This window comes from Salegentibacter haimaensis (genome assembly GCF_054121495.1).
In genome coordinates this window covers 153,574-172,493 of sequence record NZ_JBSYGH010000004.1, presented here as the reverse complement: position 1 = coordinate 172,493, position 18,920 = coordinate 153,574, and the positions used below count along the sequence as shown (strand labels likewise).

The 18,920-nt window shown below is 39.8% G+C and carries 14 protein-coding genes, 1 tRNA gene and 1 pseudogene; 10 read left to right on the top strand and 6 right to left on the bottom strand.

Translation table 11 applies throughout. The features are described 5' to 3' along the window. From ACW6QP_RS06195 to ACW6QP_RS06180, 4 genes are all read left to right on the top strand, one after another. A partial coding sequence (locus tag ACW6QP_RS06195) for an HYR domain-containing protein (protein WP_457909988.1) occupies nucleotides 1–1,748 on the top strand: 1,748 nt, incomplete at its 5' end. Nucleotides 1,749–1,760: 12 nt separating this feature from the next. Next, nucleotides 1,761–2,672 (top strand): PorP/SprF family type IX secretion system membrane protein, encoded by a 912-nt coding sequence (locus tag ACW6QP_RS06190; protein WP_457909987.1) that lies wholly within the window; start codon nucleotides 1,761–1,763, stop codon nucleotides 2,670–2,672. Between the two features lie 17 nt (nucleotides 2,673–2,689). Then, nucleotides 2,690–4,555 carry an OmpA family protein gene (locus ACW6QP_RS06185; protein WP_457909986.1) on the top strand — a complete coding sequence of 622 codons (1,866 nt, stop codon included), beginning with the start codon at nucleotides 2,690–2,692 and terminating at the stop codon, nucleotides 4,553–4,555. 128 nt (nucleotides 4,556–4,683) lie between these two features. Next, nucleotides 4,684–5,187 (top strand): hypothetical protein, encoded by a 504-nt coding sequence (locus ACW6QP_RS06180; protein ID WP_457909985.1) that lies wholly within the window; start codon nucleotides 4,684–4,686, stop codon nucleotides 5,185–5,187. A 375-nt stretch (nucleotides 5,188–5,562) separates the two neighbouring features. Here ACW6QP_RS06180 and ACW6QP_RS06175 read toward each other — a convergent pair whose 3' ends face one another. The 6 genes and pseudogenes from ACW6QP_RS06175 to ACW6QP_RS06150 form a co-directional block, all read right to left on the bottom strand. Continuing rightward, nucleotides 5,563–6,942, bottom strand: coding sequence for a DEAD/DEAH box helicase (locus ACW6QP_RS06175; protein WP_457910013.1), 1,380 nt, complete (start codon nucleotides 6,940–6,942; stop codon nucleotides 5,563–5,565). A 108-nt stretch (nucleotides 6,943–7,050) separates the two neighbouring features. Continuing rightward, nucleotides 7,051–8,541, bottom strand: a pseudogene (locus tag ACW6QP_RS06170) (TOTE conflict system archaeo-eukaryotic primase domain-containing protein); the annotation flags it as partial. Between the two features lie 36 nt (nucleotides 8,542–8,577). Next, the gene (locus tag ACW6QP_RS06165; protein WP_457909984.1) at nucleotides 8,578–10,005 is read right to left on the bottom strand and encodes an RNA-binding domain-containing protein; all 1,428 of its coding nucleotides are present in this window, start codon (nucleotides 10,003–10,005) and stop codon (nucleotides 8,578–8,580) included. 869 nt (nucleotides 10,006–10,874) lie between these two features. After that, nucleotides 10,875–11,744 (bottom strand): site-specific integrase, encoded by an 870-nt coding sequence (locus ACW6QP_RS06160; protein WP_457909983.1) that lies wholly within the window; start codon nucleotides 11,742–11,744, stop codon nucleotides 10,875–10,877. Beyond that, a complete protein-coding gene (locus tag ACW6QP_RS06155) occupies nucleotides 11,741–12,103 on the bottom strand; it encodes an Arm DNA-binding domain-containing protein (RefSeq protein WP_457909982.1) in 363 nt (120 codons plus the stop codon). Before ACW6QP_RS06155 ends, ACW6QP_RS06160 begins: the two co-directional genes overlap by 4 nt. A 215-nt stretch (nucleotides 12,104–12,318) precedes the next feature. Next, nucleotides 12,319–12,393, bottom strand: a tRNA-Pro gene (locus ACW6QP_RS06150). Between the two features lie 329 nt (nucleotides 12,394–12,722). Here ACW6QP_RS06150 and ACW6QP_RS06145 point away from each other — a divergent pair. The 6 genes from ACW6QP_RS06145 to scpA all read left to right on the top strand — a co-directional run bounded on the left by ACW6QP_RS06145 (nucleotide 12,723) and on the right by scpA (nucleotide 18,917). Next, nucleotides 12,723–13,922, top strand: coding sequence for a PQQ-dependent sugar dehydrogenase (locus ACW6QP_RS06145; protein ID WP_457909981.1), 1,200 nt, complete (start codon nucleotides 12,723–12,725; stop codon nucleotides 13,920–13,922). Nucleotides 13,923–13,931: 9 nt separating this feature from the next. Then, nucleotides 13,932–14,369 carry a c-type cytochrome gene (locus ACW6QP_RS06140; RefSeq protein ID WP_457909980.1) on the top strand — a complete coding sequence of 146 codons (438 nt, stop codon included), beginning with the start codon at nucleotides 13,932–13,934 and terminating at the stop codon, nucleotides 14,367–14,369. Nucleotides 14,370–14,433: 64 nt separating this feature from the next. Then, on the top strand, nucleotides 14,434–15,042 hold the full coding sequence (gene udk / locus ACW6QP_RS06135) for a uridine kinase (RefSeq protein WP_457909979.1): 609 nt from the start codon (nucleotides 14,434–14,436) through the stop codon (nucleotides 15,040–15,042). Between the two features lie 19 nt (nucleotides 15,043–15,061). Then, the gene (locus tag ACW6QP_RS06130) at nucleotides 15,062–15,376 is read left to right on the top strand and encodes an FtsB family cell division protein (RefSeq protein ID WP_457909978.1); all 315 of its coding nucleotides are present in this window, start codon (nucleotides 15,062–15,064) and stop codon (nucleotides 15,374–15,376) included. A gap of 11 nt (nucleotides 15,377–15,387) precedes the next feature. Next, nucleotides 15,388–16,800 (top strand): methylmalonyl-CoA mutase subunit beta, encoded by a 1,413-nt coding sequence (locus ACW6QP_RS06125; RefSeq protein ID WP_457909977.1) that lies wholly within the window; start codon nucleotides 15,388–15,390, stop codon nucleotides 16,798–16,800. Next, nucleotides 16,797–18,917: a methylmalonyl-CoA mutase gene (gene scpA / locus ACW6QP_RS06120; protein WP_457909976.1), complete on the top strand. Its 2,121-nt coding sequence runs from the start codon at nucleotides 16,797–16,799 to the stop codon at nucleotides 18,915–18,917. Before ACW6QP_RS06125 ends, scpA begins: the two co-directional genes overlap by 4 nt. Nucleotides 18,918–18,920 lie beyond the last annotated feature (3 nt).

The window sequence follows — 18,920 nt, the reverse complement described above, 5'->3', positions numbered from 1 at the left end:
CCATTTCAGCTGATGCAGACCTTTGTTCTGCTTCGCAAGTGGAATTAGGGATGCCGATGGCTAGCGATAATTGTGATGCTGAACTTTCCATCACAAACGATGCTCCCGAGGTTTTCGAATTGGGAGAGACCATCGTGACCTGGACTGTGACCGATGCCGCCGGAAATTCAACTACCTGTACTCAAACTGTAACTGTGGAAGATACCCAGGCGCCGGTGATTAGCGAATGTCCTTCAGACATCACCATTTCAGCTGATGCAGATCTATGTTCTGCTTCGCAAGTAGAACTGGGAATGCCGATGGCTACCGACAATTGTGATGCTGAACTTTCTATCACCAACGATGCTCCTGAAGTTTTCGAACTGGGAGATACCATCGTGACCTGGACCGTGACCGATGCCGCCGGGAATTCAACCAGCTGTACTCAAACTGTAACTGTAGAAGATACCCAGGCGGCGGTGATTAGCGAGGTTCAGAACATTGAAGTGAATGCAGAAAACGAATCCTGTGGCGCTGTTGTAAACTATGAATTACCTGTTGCAACCGATAATTGTGGCGAAGTAAGCCTGGAGCTAACTTCCGGACTTGATTCAGGAGAATTCTTCCCTGTAGGTAGCACCCGGGTAGAATGGACTGCCACCGATGCATCGGGCAATAGCAGCAGTGTAAGTTTTGAAGTTGTGGTAAATGACAATACCGCACCGACAATCTCCTGCCCTTCAGATCTGAATTTTAGCGTGGAATACGGGGTTTCAGGTAGAATTGTGAATTATGATATTACTGCTGAAGACAATTGTTCTGAAGTAGACCTGGTATTGGAATCAGGCCTGGCTTCGGGCGAGGAGTTTCCTGTAGGAACTACCACGGTATCCTGGACTGCCACCGATGCTTCAGGCAACAGTAGCACCTGTACGTTTACAGTGACTATTGAGGAGGAAGATCAAAACATTCCTGAGGCACCTGCAGCTCCCGAAGTTGAAGTGATCCAGCCAGACTGTGTACTTCCACAGGGAAGTATCCTGATTGTAGCTCTTGAAGGTTTGACTTATAGCATAGATGGCGAAAATTACCAGGCTGAAGCCGAGTTCCACGATCTCGAACCGGGAACTTATGAGGTGACCGCCAGAGATGAATTCGGGCAAACTTCCGAAGCAACTGTGGTAATTATTGAAACTCCTGTAGCCCAGGAAATCACTACCAGCGATATAAGCCTGTGTATTGAAGATACCACTTTCGACCTCTTTGAGCTTTTAAGCGGAGATTATGAAGAAGGTGGGGTTTGGGTAGACCTAAATAATTCGGGTGCCCTAAATGGAAGTTTTATAGATCCTGAAATGATGCAACTGGGCGATTATCAATTTGAATACAGAATTGAAAATTCAAACTGTCCTACCAGCGCAAATGTTACTGTTAACATAAATGATGATTGTGTGGTATTACCCTGTAGCCTGGAAGATATTAGATCCAGTATTTCGAAAGCGGTAACGCCAAACGGGGATAATCGCAACGATTATTTCACCATAGATTTCGCCAGCGAATGTGGATTTACTTATGATCTTAAAATCTTCAACCGTTGGGGCAATAAGGTGTATGAGTCTTCAAACTATCAAAATGATTGGGATGGGTTCTCTACCAATTCGGCTACCAGTTCGAATCAACTATCATCTGGAACCTATTTCTACATACTGGAAATAAGAAACAGCGGTTTTGAGCCCATTCAAGGTTATATCTACTTAGGAACAAAATAAAAAAGGGAAATCATGAAAAAAGTATATCTGTTCATATTGGCACTTGTAATTACCAGTCCGGTGATTTCACAGCAGCTCCCGCAGTTCACCCAATATATGTATAATACGATCTCTATTAACCCCGCTTATGCGGGGAGTAGAGACGGCTTCTCGATCACGGCTCTTAACCGTAATCAATGGGCCGGAGTTAGCGGTGCTCCCGTTACTCAAACCCTTTCCATCCATTCCCCGCTTAGAAATGACCGGGTGGGATTAGGACTTTCGGTAATCAATGATAAAACCGGGTATGAGAAATACACCTATGTGTATAGCGATTTTGCCTACCGTCTTGATTTTGCCAACAATGTATCTTTAAGTATGGGGGTTAAAGGGGGTATGAGCTACTACAACCTGGATAATGAATTGTTTACCGACCCGCAATTGCTGGATGATCCTTTCTTTAACGACAGGTTTAACAAATGGACGCCTAACGTGGGAATAGGTTTTTATCTATCTGCAGAAGACTGGTATATCGGGGCTTCGGCACCAAAGCTCATCAATAACAACAACCACGAGTATAGCGAATTTTTAGCGATGGAGCAGGTTCACTATTACTTCACCGGGGGTTATGTTTTCGATCTGAATGAAAGCCTTAAGTTTCGCCCCACCTCATTGGTAAAGTTAACCAGTGGAGCGCCGCTTTCGGTAGATTTTTCGGGTACATTTATCTTCAACGAGAAATTCTGGCTGGGGGCAAACTACAGGATAGATGATGCGATTGGAGCCTTTCTGGATGTAGAGATTTTTGATGGTTTTAGAGCAGGTTATGCCTATGAATATTCAATTTCAGATATAAGACCCTATACTTCAGGATCACACGAGGTATTGCTTATTTATGAATTCAGATTCAAAAACACGCGTTTTAAATCTCCCCGATTCTTTTAATCTAAAAGCTGCAGAATATGAAAAATTTCAACTATATCTTCCTGGCGCTATTCCTTCTTGGAACTTCAGGATTTGCACAGCAGTCTAAACAACGTAAAGCCGACAGGCTCTACAAAGAAATGGCTTATTACGAAGCCACCGATGTCTATAAGGAATTGCTGGAAAGGAACTACAACGAGCTTGAAAACAGCTTAAAGCTTGGAGATGCCTATATGAAATTGCGCAGTCCAGAGAATGCAGTGCATTATTATGGAGATGTGATGGAAGACCCAAATATTTCTCCTGAATATTATTATAAATACGCCCAGGCTTTAAGAGCGGTAAAACGTTATGACGAATCCCGGCAATGGCTGAAGCGTTATTTGGAAAGCAAAGGCCGGCCGGCAAGCGAGCTAGACGAACTCGCCGGGGAAACCACTGCTGAAATTGAGGATATTTATAAATTGAATCAGGCTAATTTTAATTCTGAAATGAGTGATTTTGGGGTTTTTGAACAAAACGGGAAAATCTATTTTGTGTCGGCCCGGGCCCAGGGAGTTGCTAAAAAAGACCGTATTTACTCCTGGAATGGGGAACCTTTTCTGGATATTTATGTAATAGATGAAAACGGGAATGCTTCTGCCTTACCTGGAGAGGTAAACAGCAAACTACACGATGGCCCGCTGGTGATTTCTAAGGATGGTAACAGCATGTATTTTACCCGAAATAACATTCTAAATGATAAATTGGGAAAAAGAGATAAAAATGCGATAAATCATCTAAAGATTTACAAAGCAACCCGAAACGGACAAAGCTGGGGCAACGTAATAGAGTTGCCAATTAACAGCGATACCTATTCGGTGGGGCATCCGGCCTTATCTGCAGACGGGAAATATCTGTACTTCACTTCAGATATGCCGGGAGGTATGGGTGGCACCGATATTTACCGGGTAGAGATAAGAGAAAATGATGCCTTTGGCCAGCCCGAAAACCTGGGAGAAAAAGTTAATACTTCTGAAGATGAAAGCTTTCCCTTTGTGATGGAAAATCAGCTTTACTTCTCCTCTACCGGTCACGGCGGATTAGGTTTAGCCGATATTTTCAGGATAGATCTTTCAAACGCTGAAGCTTCCGCAGAAAATCTTGGAGAACCGGTAAACAGCAGTATGGACGATTTCGCCTATTTTCAGCTAAGCGATTCCAAAATCGGATATATTTCCTCCAATAGATCGGGGAACGATAATATTTATGCTTTCAATCACCTGGGGCCACTTATGCTAAGAGGTAAGGTGAGCGATGCGGTAAATGGCGAGCCAATTGCGAGTGCCACTATCAGATTGTTGGATGAGGATGGAAATCAGTCGGCTTTCCTGGAAACCGATTCCGAAGGAAATTATAGCACTATTGTCGCCCGCGATCGGGAAATCCCTATGCAGGTTCGCCAGATAGAATATCAGGATTTTGACACCAGCCTTAGCACCAGTGGTAAGGACGAGCAGGAAGAAATGGAATACAATATCCAGCTTCAGCCGGTACAGGATGTGGAATACCTGGCCGAAATCGATAATATTTATTTTGATTTTGACAAAAGCAACATAAGACCCGATGCGGCCAAAGAACTGGATAAACTGGTAGATTTGATGCAGAATAAGTATCCCGAACTGGTGATAGAAATCGGTTCACATACCGACAGGCGCGGTAGTGAAGCTTATAATGAAGGTTTATCACAACGCAGGGCAAAGGCTACCCGTGATTATTTGATCTCGAAAGGAATTGCAGAACAACGCATCCATGAATTCAAAGGTTATGGAGAAACTCAATCCGCCATTGATTGCGACCGCTGCACCGAAAAAGATCACCAATTAAACCGAAGATCGATGTTTAAGGTGGTTGAAATGAACTAATCCCGTGAAGTTGGGAAAATTGAATCAATCAATAGGTCTTACTGCAGATTAGACCAGTTTTAAGATAAAATTTAACAAATTCTAAAATTATTCTGCTAATATTACTTTTCAACTAAAAACTACCAATCATGAAAAGACTATTTATTTTATTCTTCGGAATCGCTCTAAGCCTAACCAGTTGTGATGATCGAAAAAAAGATCTTTCTTCTCAATACGATAAATTGATGGAAGAAAGTGATAGCATTGAAAAAGTGCATCAGGATTTTGAGCAGACTCATCAACAAATGCAGTCTCAGCACCAGGAATTCAGTCAGCAATTAGCGGGAAAACAATTGCAGGATTCTACTGTATTGGAAGATTTAGCCCGCCACGAAGTAATTTTGAACAGGCACCAGGCTTTATTGCAAAGCCATACCGAACTCATCGAAGGTCATAAAAACCTGAAGCAGGAATTTGAAGCGATGAGCGAGGCCGAGATGGAATCTCAATTGGATGAGATGAAGGCAGACCATGATAAAATTAAAAAGGATCACTCTGATATGGAAAGCGAGCACGAGCAAATGGAAAAAGACCACGAGGCTATGCGAGAGGCAGTTTCTGAAGATACAGAAGAAGAAGATACGCAGCAATAAACAGAGACCTTGCCTAGATAAAAAAATCCGTGTGTAAAAACCACGGATTTTTTATTGGGTTTATTTTTTTCAAATAAGCTTCCGAGGACAGGTAACCGAATAGGTAACTTTTCATTTGATATCAAACAAAAAAAATGATCTCCAGTTTTATTAAAGTACTGAAAATAATTTAATTAGGTTTAATATAGTGCTATTTAAAACACTAAAAGTCGGGGTGGCAGGAAGCTATTTAAACTTCATTAACCCTTTAATAATGCGACTTAGTATCTTAAATTCTGGATATATTCACCGAATCATTCACTAAAATAGCAAGAACTATAAGATCAATTTATTTGATCGTCTTTGGTGCTATAAAGATACAAAAATAATGGGTTATTAAAAAAGCCTTTCTTCCAGCGTGCTTTTCCAAATTATAAAACCCTTACGCTTGTTGGAGTAATCGTGTACAATTCTACTAAAATTTTCAGGAGGAGATTCTAAAAAAAATTGCCGGCCTTTATTTCGAATTAGATTTAAGTTTTTATGAACCAGATTGATATCACTCTGTAGTTCCTCTAATCTTTCAAAGTGCCATATATAAGTTGCTTCTTCAGTATCTAAAGTTTCCAGGATAAGATGATATGCTTCCTTTCCTAGGATCAGGAAAACAAACGAAAAGGGCTGTAAAACAAACCGAAGTTTCATAATATTACTTTCGTGTTTTAAAGCCAAGTAGCGTATTTGTCGAAAATGCTTTACATCTTTATTCTTTAATAATTCATTTATTAAATCTTCTTCGGAATTGTAAAGAGCTGTATTATTCCTATCCTGTAAATCTTCAAGATCTAATAGACCACCATTTGCTTTATCTGAATAATTCCTGCCTGAAATATTTTTTTCTGTAAATCTGAATCTTACACTTTCTATAAGCTCCTGGTTGATGTTATCTATATCTCTTGAATAAGCCGATTGAGCCATTAAGATCTTGTTTTCGTATTCTGCATAAATTTCAACTTCAACATACTTTGATTTTAATGTTTTGGAGAAATAAGGTTTTAAAACATCAAATTCTGGCCGTAAATCATCATTTTCAATTTCAAATTCAAGGGGGTTATTAAGCTCAGAAGGTTGATAATTAAAGGCAACGGCTCCATACCGGAAATCAAGATCAGTTATTGCTATTTTAACTTTCTTGTCAATCGTTAAAAGTTGAGAAGAAACTATTGTATTTCTTTGGTCATCAAACAAAGTCGCCTGTTTATCAAAATGTCTGTAATGTTTATTCCTTTTAAGATATAGACGGTTCAGATAATCGATTTTATAATCGCGGTAGTCATAAATGACTGGTGTAAGCTCTGAACGTTGTACGCGTCCAATATATTGAATTAGCTTACCCTTGAAGGAAAAAGGGTAGATCAGGAAAAGACAGGAAGCATTCTGAAGATCACTGCCCTCGCCAAAAAACTGACCAGTAGTAATTAAAACCTGGTAATTCCCTTCATTCACTAGTTTCCATTTGGTTGTACGCTTTGCCTCAGAATCATCCCCACTTAATGTTATAGATTCATAAGATTGTTTGAGGTATTGGTTCAAGGTTTCAATATGTTCTTTTCGCTCGGTAATAATAACAGCTTTTTTTCCCAATTTTAGTTCAGTCTCTACATCATTTAGAATGAGTTTATTTCGGGAAGAATCATGAATTAGAATTTTTGATAAGGTTTCAAACGTATCGGTCTTGGAATTAAAAGGAATATCCAGGGAAGTATTTCTAATCACAATCCTTGGACGCTTGTATTCATCTATATCCGTAGATTTTATTTCTGCAATATTATTTCCTAAATATGCAAAGAGTAACTTTTCATTATTACCTTTTCGAAAGGGGGTAGCAGTTAAACCATATTGATAATACGAGGAAAATTTTGATATTGTATTTCTGTATGATTTGGCCGGTATATGATGACATTCATCAATGATTATTGTACCAAAAGATCGGGTGAATTCATTTGATTCCTGCTTCTCAAGGTGTTTCCCCAGACTTTGGATCATAGCAACGGTAATTTTCTTTCCCACTTTAGCCTTTCCCTGACCTATTTTTCCGATTTCATTTTTAGGAATTCTAAGGAAGGATATAATTCGTTCAAGCCACTATTCCATTAACTGTTTCCTATGCACAACTATAAGTGCTGGCTGTCTTTTTTCTGCAATAATCTTCAAGCCCATAACGGTCTTTCCAGAACCCGGTGGAGCAGAAATAATTCCGAAATCTTTCTTTGAAGCCGCTTCAATTGCCAAATGCTGGTGTGAGCGAAGTTCTATATCAAAAAAGAATGCTACGGATGCTTGTTTTTGTCTTCTATCGTGGAAATCATAACAAAACTTTTTGCTATTACAGTAACGAATTAGCCTTCCAATAAAACCTCGTGGTAGAATAATCTCTTTTTCCGTATCTTCAATACAAGTGAAATAGGGCTGTGTTCCCCAGGTATTTTTGCCAGATTTTTTCTTTATAAAGAATTCAGAATTAGCAAAATTCAATTCTTCTTTTAAGAAATGGAGCAAATTTGAATTAATTCCCGACTTATTTAAACGCAAAGTATTTTTCAGACTTATTTGGAGTGTTGCTGAACTATTTTTTATACCTGGATTATTCTTTGTTTCAATTCCTAGCAAATTATATAATCGATCAAGATCTTCAATGGAATTTTTTTCAACTGTACTTAAGAATTTCTCTTGATCAGGATACGGTGTTAACTCCTTAGAATTTGGATCAACAAAGCAGCTATTTCCTTTCTCTATTGCCGGCTTATAGAATGGTAGGGCAATAAGATTGCCCAGTCCCTTGCCAGAGTGATAATCTTGGTTTGGAAATAACCGATCAAAACTGGAGTTTTTCTCAAAAATGGAAAACAAACCAGCTTTCTCCATTAAGCTGATTAAAATTTTTCTGCTTTTAAATGCCGAATAAGGTTCATCGAAAAATATCCAAACGTGTCCGCCGTTACCAGAACGTGATCTTTCCAAGTACGCTGGCAAATTATTATCAGAACAAATTTCAATTAATTTCCGACATTCTTCAATCCAATTATGCTTATCAAAATCAGCAGCGATAAACCAAGAAGTATTATCTTTCAGTAAAGGGTAAATTCCTATTAATTGTTTACCGTTAAGGTGTTTTTCAATTTGGTAATCGGTTAATGGTTGGTGGGTTTTGTCTTTATAATTTTTAAACGAGCCCCCTTTCATTTTATGCAATCGATACATATAAGGGTCGTAGCTATAAGCCGGCATATATCCACTTTTTTTTCCCTTTTGCCAATGAATTGCGAATACATCGGTTCGGCCTTTAAATAAAGAACTTATTAAATTTACTTCCATTGACCAGCCTTTCTCTTTATCTTAAACAAGAAGCGTTTAAAAAATTATCTTCCAGTAGCCGCCTTTATTAGGCCCAATTCTTTTGAGGATTCCTTTCTCTTTTAATTTTGCAATTTGTTTTTCTACAGCTCTTTCTGAGATATTTATTATTTTGGCCATTGCCGAGGCCGAGATATACCGATCACTGTAAATCAACGCTAAAATCTTTTCCGAACTTTCTCCCAACTTTTCTCCGAACTTATTCCGAACTTCCTCCCAATCATTGGAAGTATTAACATTATTATTCTGCTCGGGTTTTAATGGTATAATAGTCTTAAATACGTCGTTTTCTATAAACTGAGGATTGGTTCCCGGTGTATAAATACCACAATACTTAAAAGTATTGCGTACCCCAGAGCCTAATTCATCAACCCTGCCTATTTCTTTAAAAAATTTTGCAATTACAGGGTTTTTAGGATAAGGTGAAAAATTTGCAGGGTTTATAATGCCACTATCATGTGGCCGGTTCCAGTTTTCAGTAATCACCCGTTCCTTTTCAATGACCAGTTTCGCCGGAAAGGCATTCCCATACTCCCTGTGGATTAAAAGGTTTCCAATGATTTCCCTAAAAATATGATCTCTCAAACTGATTCGCTGTTCGCCCTCCTGATAAAACTTGTCAGGCAAATGCTTTCTAATAAAATTCATAAGCCTATCATAACTTTCAATCAGGTTGGTTCGAATATCATCTCGATCATCATAACGATCAGTATTTTCAATCCTTAGGATTGCATCTGTTTTATGGTGTGGTAATACACTTTGTATCACTTCATCTTTACCAAATAATAATACTGCAGCTAAGGTGTAACCATTTTTTCCGGTCTGATGATCACGTTTATATAATCCGGATGACCGCATTAATTCTTCATTGTCCATATCCTGCCAGGGGTGATCGGCTCTTTGGTTTTTGGCAAGGGTACGAACCCGACTGAAAAGATCCTGTTTAAAATCATTTATACCTAAATGAGAATAAATTTTGTTTTCGGAATAAATACTTTGCTTTCGAAGATAGAGTTGGGTCACCTGTTCAGTTTGACGGGTAATATCGAAATCACCATCTTCATTTCGATCAAATATTTTCCCATTGGTACTATGGACTTGGGAGCTCTCGGGAACAAAAACATAAATTATCTTTTTATCTTCATAATCTACAATCTGCGTTGATAAATAGAATGGCGGATTAAGCTTTTGGGGATTGTTAGCAAGGGTAACAATATTATTATTTATATCTTCCAGGCAATCTTCTATTATTCCCTGAGCAGTGCCATCATCTTTAACTCCCAACAATAAATGACCGCCTTTCCGGTTAAGAAATGCACAAATAGATTCAAAGACGTCTTTATTTAATTCGAATGTCGAAGTTTTAAATTCAATTTCAAGGCCTTCTCCTTCTTTTAAAATTTCCCGTATTCTCTCTGTGGTCATTATTCCGTTAGTTTATTTTGTAAATATAAAAAAGCCTCATGGAAAATATTGCCAAGACTATTAATTATAAAAAATGCTATAATTCGAAAAGTAATGCAAGATGTGTGCCTGTGGGCACACATCTTGATTGCTCCCCTTGGTCGCAATAAAAAAAAGAGATGTTTAGGGGGAATTCAAAACAATTTACTTTTTTCATCTTAAGCATTTTCCTTTTCTAGCTGAATAGAAAACAACTGTAGATCAGGGTGAATTGATGGTTCCGCTATTTTTATTTACTTCTTTCAGCGCCATCGCATTACCTTTTGATGCTCCTTAATCCTTAAGCTTTGAAATTACAGAGGAGCTATAAATAGCAAGGCGGTTTATACGCTCCGATTAATTTCAAAGGTTGTTTTTTTAGCAGAAAAAGGTAAGGTGAAGTAAGAAGTATTTTAAAGCAATTCTGAAATCCTGATCGGTGAATTTTAGTTGCTTGCAAGGCGGACTTGAGTCAAAAAGCTTATTTAGCATTATTCTTTGCATATTTTATATGCTAACCTTTGTGGCTCGTGTCCAAAATATTTTTTAAGAAATTTTTGATTTTAAAGGAGCTTTTGCGAAATGGAAGTAAAAGTAACTATACATTTTAATATTTACTGGATACCACCATCCTTATTTTACGAAACTTACCAGTGGGGTATATCCACTAGAGTGGATATTTGTGAAAAATTTCAAATTTAAAAGCCCAGTAAAATCAAGGTGTTGTAAAAAAAGAAATCGAATAACATCGCTCTGCGTGTTACCCTCTTGCTATTCGATTTCGTCCCGTGGGCGGGACAAAATTTTCATACATCTTGGTTTGCACCAACTGCATTTTTATAAAAGAAGGTTTAATTTCTATTATTTAATTTAATTCTCAAAGAGTTCATATCACTTGAAATTTTAGAATTAATTACCCGGGCATAAATCTGAGTTGTGGAAAACTTAGAATGTCCAAGAATTTTAGAAACGGTTTCTATAGGTACGCTATTGGAAAGTGTGACCACGGTTGCAAAAGTATGCCTGGCAGAATGAAAAGTGATTTTCTTTCTAATTCCAATGGATCGTATAATATCTTTCAGGTACTTATTCATCTTTTGATTGGAAATCACCGGAAAAATTACTTTGGGATTCTTTGAGTTATTTTCCTGTAGATATTTTTGAAGAATGTTATTAGCGGTATATAACAAAGGAATTTTTACAGATTGTTGGGTCTTCTCTCGCTTGGTATAGATCCAATCCTTTCCATCCATTCCCTTCACCAATTGATCGGTATTGAGTTCTTTTAAATCGATATAAGATAACCCGGAGTAGCAGGAAAATAAAAACATATCTTTTACCCGTTCTAGGGAAGGTGTGGTAAATTCCGTTTCTTCTAACTTATGAAGTTCCCTATCAGTTAGAAACTGCCGATCATTTTTTTCAAACTTAAAATCATAACTTCTGAATGGATTTTTTTCCAGCCATTCTAATTTGATAGCCAGGTTTAGCAGTTTCTTTAAGCGTTCCAGGTGTTTCATTGTGCCATTTGTACCGCAGGTTTTTCTTTCTTTTTTAGCACGGTAATTTCTCAAGAACATTTCAAATTCTGTAATAAACTGGTAGTTGATTTGCTTCAGGTAAACATCACTGGTTTTCTTTTTCTTCTTTAAAAACTCCTGTAGGTATTTTGAAGTAGTATGGTAATTCTTAAGTGTTCCCCATTTCAGGACATCCTTCATCTTCTCATTATGATATGTAATAATGTCTTGAGGCTTTTATGCTCTTCGTCCAAGCCCAGGTAAGAAGCCTTGACTTTATCGGCAGTGAGTAAATTATCTTTATCCAGAATTCTCTTTTGGGTGTCCAGCAATTTGGAATAGACCTGGTCTAAATAACCGTTTAGAATTTTAATTCGGGGAGTAGTTCCTTTTAGCCGTCCTTTAGAACTATCCCATTCATTCACTGAAGTTTTCCTTTTCAGGCTCATTTCAGCGCATTTTCCATTGACTGTGATACGCGCGTAAATGGATAATTCTTTTTTGTTCCGGTTAAGTCTTCTGGTAAAGAAAAGCACGGAGAATGTAGTAAAATGTGGCATTTTTAACGTCTTTAAATGAAACAATTATTTGTAAAGACGAAAGTCAAATCAACCGTAATGTTCTTCTAAGATAGTGAAATGCTGGAAAGAATGTATTCACCGAATCATTCACTGGATAGGGTGATTTCATATGATATCAAATAACATCATAAAAACAAAAAACACTGAAAATCAATAGATTAACAGTGTTCTTATATCCGTTTAAGTACGGTTCGTCGGGGTGGCAGGATTCGAACCTGCGGCCTCCTGCTCCCAAAGCAGGCGCGATAACCGGGCTACGCTACACCCCGAGGGTTACAGCTTAAGCTGTAGTTCAATGTTTCAATGTTCAAAGTTCAAGGTTACTTTTTAAAAAGTAGACCGGGAACCGGGCGGAGTTTATCCCGACTTTACGTCGGGGCTACACCCCGTAGTTTACAGCTTATGCTGTAAATCAAAATTTCAAAATTGAAGGTTCAAAGTTACTTTTTCAAGTAGACCGGGAACCAATCTTAGATCATTCCTAAGCGGGTGCAAATATAATAATAACTTATACTTATCTATAAAAAAATGAGATTTTTTATATCTTAGAGGTTTCCCGCCAATGTAGGCGGGCATTATAATCACCAAAAAAAATGTTATGAAACGAATTCTTTTCGCACTTAGTTTCGCAGTGGCTTTTGCTTCCTGTGGAGAAAATCAAAAATCATCAGACCAGGCCGAGACCACCGATGCCGAACTGGCTCAACCCGAACCAAAGGAACAACCCGAAGCCGCAACCCCAGAACTTGAATATGAGCACGAGGTAGTGGTAGAGGGTATCGACATTCCGTGGAGTTTTACCTGGATGCCCGACGGCAGTATGCTCATCACCCAGAAAAGCGGAAATCTCATCCGTTTTCAAAATGGACAAAAAACCAATATTTCAGGCGTACCCGAAGTTTACGAACGTGGCCAGGGCGGACTTTTAGAAGTAGCGCTTCACCCCGAATTCAAAGTGAACAATTGGGTATATCTCACTTATGCCTCTCAGGATGGAGAAGGTGATGGCGGTAATACAAAACTAATTCGTGCGAAACTCTCCAATAATCAACTTTCTGAAATTGAAGAATTATATAAAGCCGAACCTAACACCACCAAAGGACAACACTTCGGTTCCCGTATCGTTTTCGATGAAGGAAACCGCTTGTATTTTACCATTGGAGATCGCGGCAATCGTGATGAGAATCCGCAGGATATAACCCGCGATGGCGGAAAGGTTTATCGCCTGAATGCCGATGGAAGTATTCCTGAAGACAATCCTTTTGTAGCCGAAGAAAACGCTAAGGAAGCAATTTACTCTTATGGTCATCGCAATGCCCAGGGAATGATCTACGATGCCGAAACCGGTACGGTTTGGCTACATGAACACGGCCCAAAGGGAGGAGATGAAATCAATATAATAAAAGCCGGCGCTAACTACGGCTGGCCCGTGGTAAGTTTCGGTGTGAATTACGATGGAACTTCTTTCACCGAAGAAACCTCACGACCAGAATTTGTAGATCCGTTTTTCTACTGGTTGCCTTCGATCGCCCCCAGCGGATTTGTAAAAGTAACCTCAGATCGCTACCCTGAACTTAAAGGCGACCTGTTGGTTGGTTCGCTTAAATTCCAGTATTTGGAACATTTAGAACTGGATGGGCAACAAATTGGAAATCGCTATAAACTTTTGAAAGATGTTGGGCGTGTTCGCGATGTACGTGAAGGTCCAGATGGCTATATTTATGCGGCTGTCGAAGGAACCGGAATTGTAAAAATGCTTCCTGCTGTTTCTAATGATGAAAATGAGCCTAACGAGTAGAAAGATTTTATGAGAAAAATCATCCTCTCGGGAGTATTATTAGGTATGCTGCTTTCCTGCAAAAACAAGGAAACCGGAGCTCAAGATTACATCAATGCAGAAGTTGATTCTGAGCTTCAGGAAAGCATGCAGCGGGGCAAGGCGGTCTACGCCGATCTTTGTGTAACCTGCCACCTACCGGGCGGCCAGGGAATTCCAGGAACCTATCCCCCACTCGACGGCTCCAATTGGTTATCTGAAAAGAGAGAGGAAAGCATAAGAAGTGTAAAATTTGGTTTGCAGGGACAAATTGAAGTAAACGGCAAAACCTATAATAATCTAATGCCTCCTATGGGCCTTAGCGATAAAGAAGTTGCCGATGTGATGAATTATGTAATGAATTCCTGGAGCAACGAAATTAACCCGATTGTTAGCGAAGAAGAAGTAGCTTGGATCGAAAAAAATTAAAACATTTCACAGCTTTGTGGGAGTATTTGGGGCAAAGTTTTAAATTTGCCCCAAATTTTTTTAGATGCTTATCATAGGAATTGCAGGAGGTACCGGGAGCGGAAAAACTACCGTGGTAAACCAGATCATTGAAGAGTTGAAAAATGAAGAAGTAGATGTGATCTCCCAGGATCATTACTACCAGGACCTTAGTCATTTGAGTATGGAAGAAAGGGTAAAAACCAATTTCGACCATCCGCAATCTATAGATTTTGAGCTTTTGGTACAGCATTTAAAAGACCTTCGCGCCGGAAAAACCATAGAACAACCGGTGTATTCATTTAAAGAGCATAACCGCACTTCAGAAACCATTACTACCGAACCCCGCAAAGTGGTTATCGTAGAAGGAATTCTTATCCTTACCAATCCAGAAATCCGCAAAATGTTCGACATCAAGATCTATGTTCACGCCGATAGTGATGAGCGTCTTATTCGTCGTTTAAAGCGGGATATTACCGAACGAGGTCGCGATTTGGAAGAAGTGCTTTGGCGTTACCAAACCACCCTAAAACCTATGCATCAGCAGTTTATTGAGCCTACCAAAGAATTTGCCGATATTATTATTCCTACCAATCGATACAATACCGTAGCTGTTGACATTGTTCAGACCATCATCAAAGATCGCTTAGCCTAATTTTGTATCTTTAACCGGTATGAAATTAAAAGAGCTGCGCAAGAAACGATGGTTTAAAATTCTAAGCAATAAATACGTATTGCTTAGTCTCATCTTTGTAGGATGGATGTTTTTCCTCGATAGCAACTCCTGGTTTATTCACCGGGAACTCGACCAGGAAATCAATGAGCTCGAAGATAATAAGCGTTATTATCAAAACGAGATTAACCGTGACAAAGCGGTAATCGAGCAACTTCAGGATTCGGTTGAACTGGAAAAATTCGCCCGTCAAAAATACTTTATGAAACGTCCCGATGAAGAAATCTATATCATCGAATACGAAAGCATAGACTAACCAAAAAAATTATGAAAGAAGCTTTATTTCAGGAATTTTCCGAGGTTTCTGCCAAACAGTGGAAACAAAAGATCCAATTCGACCTGAAAGGTGCCGATTATAACCAAAGCCTGGTTTACGATAGCCTGGACGGGATACAGGTTAATCCCTTTTATCATTCTGAGCATTTAAAAAAAACGCCCTCTCTTAATTCTCCCAAAAACTGGGAAATCTGTGAGAAAATTTATGTGAAAGATTGCGATGCAGCTTTGGAAAAGGCATTTCGGGTTCTCGAAAAAGGGGCAGAAAGTATCTGGTTTATAATTCCTTCGGAAGAAGTTGAGATCGAAAATCTACTTGAAAAAGTAGCCGGGAATCAGGTTCCAGTCTACCTGAAATTAAATTTTTTATCTGATGATTTTTTCAAACGTTTGCGGAAGCAAATTGAAAAAACTCCCCTCGTGATTTACCTGCAAACCGACATTATCGGGAAGCTGGCCCGTTCAGGCAATTGGTTTCAGGATATGGATAGTGACCATAAAATACTGGATGAAATTTTAGAAAATTCAGCTGGCTTTGAGTCGGTAGTTTCAGTAGATATGGCACTTTATCATAATTCGGGCGCAAATATTCCGCAGCAATTGGCATTTGGCCTGGCCCAGGTTAATGAGTATTTAAATCATATAAATTCCGAAGAGAAATTCAACGAAATTAAAGAAGCCTTTAAACCTCAATTTCTAGTAGCCCAGGGTGCCAATTATTTTTTCGAGATTGCTAAAATTCGCGCTTTGCGCTGGTTATACGCCAGTTTAGCAAGGGAATATAAGTTACCTGAAAGCTGCCATATCCTTGCCAGCCCCGGCAAGCGCAATAAAACCCTGTATGATTATAATGTGAACCTGCTTCGCAGCACTACAGAATCTATGAGTGCCGTCTTAGGTGGAGCCGATGCTGTAAATAATCTGGCATATGACAGCTTTTTTCATAAAAGCAATGAATTTGGAGATCGAATTGCCCGCAACCAACTGCTGGTAATGAAGCACGAAGCTTACCTGGATAAGGTTTCAAACGCTGCTGAAGGAACTTATTATATTGAAGAACTAACCCGCCAATTCGCCGAAAAAGCCCTGGAAATTTTCAAGCAAATCGAGGCCGAGGGAGGCTTTTTAAAACTTCTGAGAAAGGGAAATATACAGCAACCAATAAAAGACAGCGCAAAAAAGGAGCAAAAGCTTTTTGATTCGGGCGAGCTTGTATTGATTGGCACCAATAAATATGAGAATAAACAGGACCAGATGAATGCCGAACTGGAACTTTATCCTTTTGTAAAAAAGAAACAGCGCAAAACCCTGGTTGAGCCCATTTTGGAAAAACGACTTAGTGAAAGCCTGGAAAAAGAACGCCTGGAACAGGAAAAAGCCGGTAAAAAAGAAAAGCAGCAATGAGCAGGAAAGACCTTCAACATATAAAACTAGGTGAAGTAAACCAACAAACCTCCGAATCCAAAAAATTCGAAACTCCGGAAGAGATTTTATTAAAGTCTTCTTATTCTGAAGCAGATATTAAGGACCTGGAACATTTGAATTTCGCGGCGGGAATCCCACCTTATTTGCGGGGACCATACAGTACGATGTATGTGCGCAGACCCTGGACGATTAGACAATACGCCGGATTTTCAACCGCCGAGGAAAGCAACGCTTTTTATCGACGAAATCTGGCTGCAGGCCAAAAAGGACTTTCGGTAGCTTTCGATCTACCCACGCATCGCGGGTATGACAGTGACCATCCACGGGTGGTGGGAGATGTGGGAAAAGCCGGTGTGGCCATTGATTCGGTAGAGGATATGAATATTCTCTTCGATCAAATCCCGCTCGATAAAATGTCGGTTTCAATGACTATGAATGGAGCGGTTTTACCCATTATGGCATTTTATATAGTCGCTGCAGAGGAGCAGGGTGTTAAGCCTGAGCAACTTTCGGGAACCATACAAAACGATATTTTAAAGGAGTTTATGGTGCGAAACACCTACATCTACCCTCCTACTCCTTCGATGAAGATCATTTCAGATATTTTTGAATATACTTCCAAGAATATGCCCCGCTTCAACAGCATAAGTATTTCCGGTTATCATATGCAGGAGGCCGGTGCTACCTGTGATATCGAACTGGCATACACCCTGGCCGACGGCCTGGAATATATTCGGGAAGGTTTAAAAGCCGGGATGGATATAGATTCATTTGCGCCCAGGCTTTCGTTTTTTTGGGCTATTGGGATGAATCATTTTATGGAAATCGCAAAAATGCGTGCAGCTCGTATGCTATGGGCAAAACTGGTTAAAAGATTTAATCCGAAGAATGAAAAATCTTTATCGCTGCGCACACATTGCCAAACCAGTGGCTGGAGTCTTACCGAGCAGGACCCATTTAACAACGTAGCCCGCACTTCGATTGAAGCGGCTGCAGCGGCTTTTGGGGGAACTCAAAGCCTTCACACCAACGCCCTGGATGAGGCCATTGCTCTACCCACCGATTTTTCAGCGAGAATTGCAAGAAATACACAGCTTCATCTTCAGGAAGAAACCCAGATCACCAAAACGGTAGATCCCTGGGCGGGTTCTTATTATGTAGAAAGCCTTACCGATGAAATTGCGCGAAAGGCCTGGAAATTAATCGAGGAGGTTGAAGAACTCGGCGGAATGACAAAAGCCATCGAAGCCGGAATTCCGAAGATGAGAATCGAAGAAGCCGCAGCCAGAAAACAGGCCCGAATAGACAGCGGGACCGATATTATCGTGGGAACCAATAAATACCGCCTTGAAAAAGAGGAAGAATTGGTGACCCTCGAGGTCGATAATCAAAGTGTGCGAAAACAGCAAATTGCCAGGCTTGACAGCATTAAAAAAGAACGAAATGCTGAAGCTGTAAAAAATTCTTTAGAGGCTTTAACCCGTGCGGCAAAAAATGAAAATGCCAACTTATTGGAATTGGCTGTAGAAGCGGCAAGAAACCGGGCTACGCTGGGAGAAATTAGCGATGCTTTGGAAGAAGTTTATGGAAGGTATAAGGCAAAAATTCAAAGTTTTAGCGGGGTTTATTCTAAAGAAATGAAAGAAGATACGAGTTTCCAAAAAGCCAGAGACCTGGCCGATAAATTTGCTGAACAGGAAGGTAGAAGGCCCAGGATTATGGTGGCAAAAATGGGACAGGACGGGCACGACCGCGGCGCCAAGGTAGTAGCCACTGCCTATGCCGATCTCGGGTTCGATGTAGATATAGGCCCACTTTTCCAAACTCCCCAGGAAGCAGCCAGGCAGGCCGTTGAGAATGACGTTCATATTCTGGGGGTTTCCTCTCTGGCAGCCGGGCATAAAACCCTGGCTCCCCAGGTAGTTGAAGAGCTAAAAAAACTTGGCCGTGAGGATATTATGGTGATCGTAGGCGGGGTAATCCCATCTCAGGATTATAAATATCTTTTCGATGCAGGAGCGGTAGCGGTTTTTGGTCCGGGAACCAGGATTAGCGATGCTGCCATTCAGCTTTTGGAAATATTGATTGAAGATTAGATT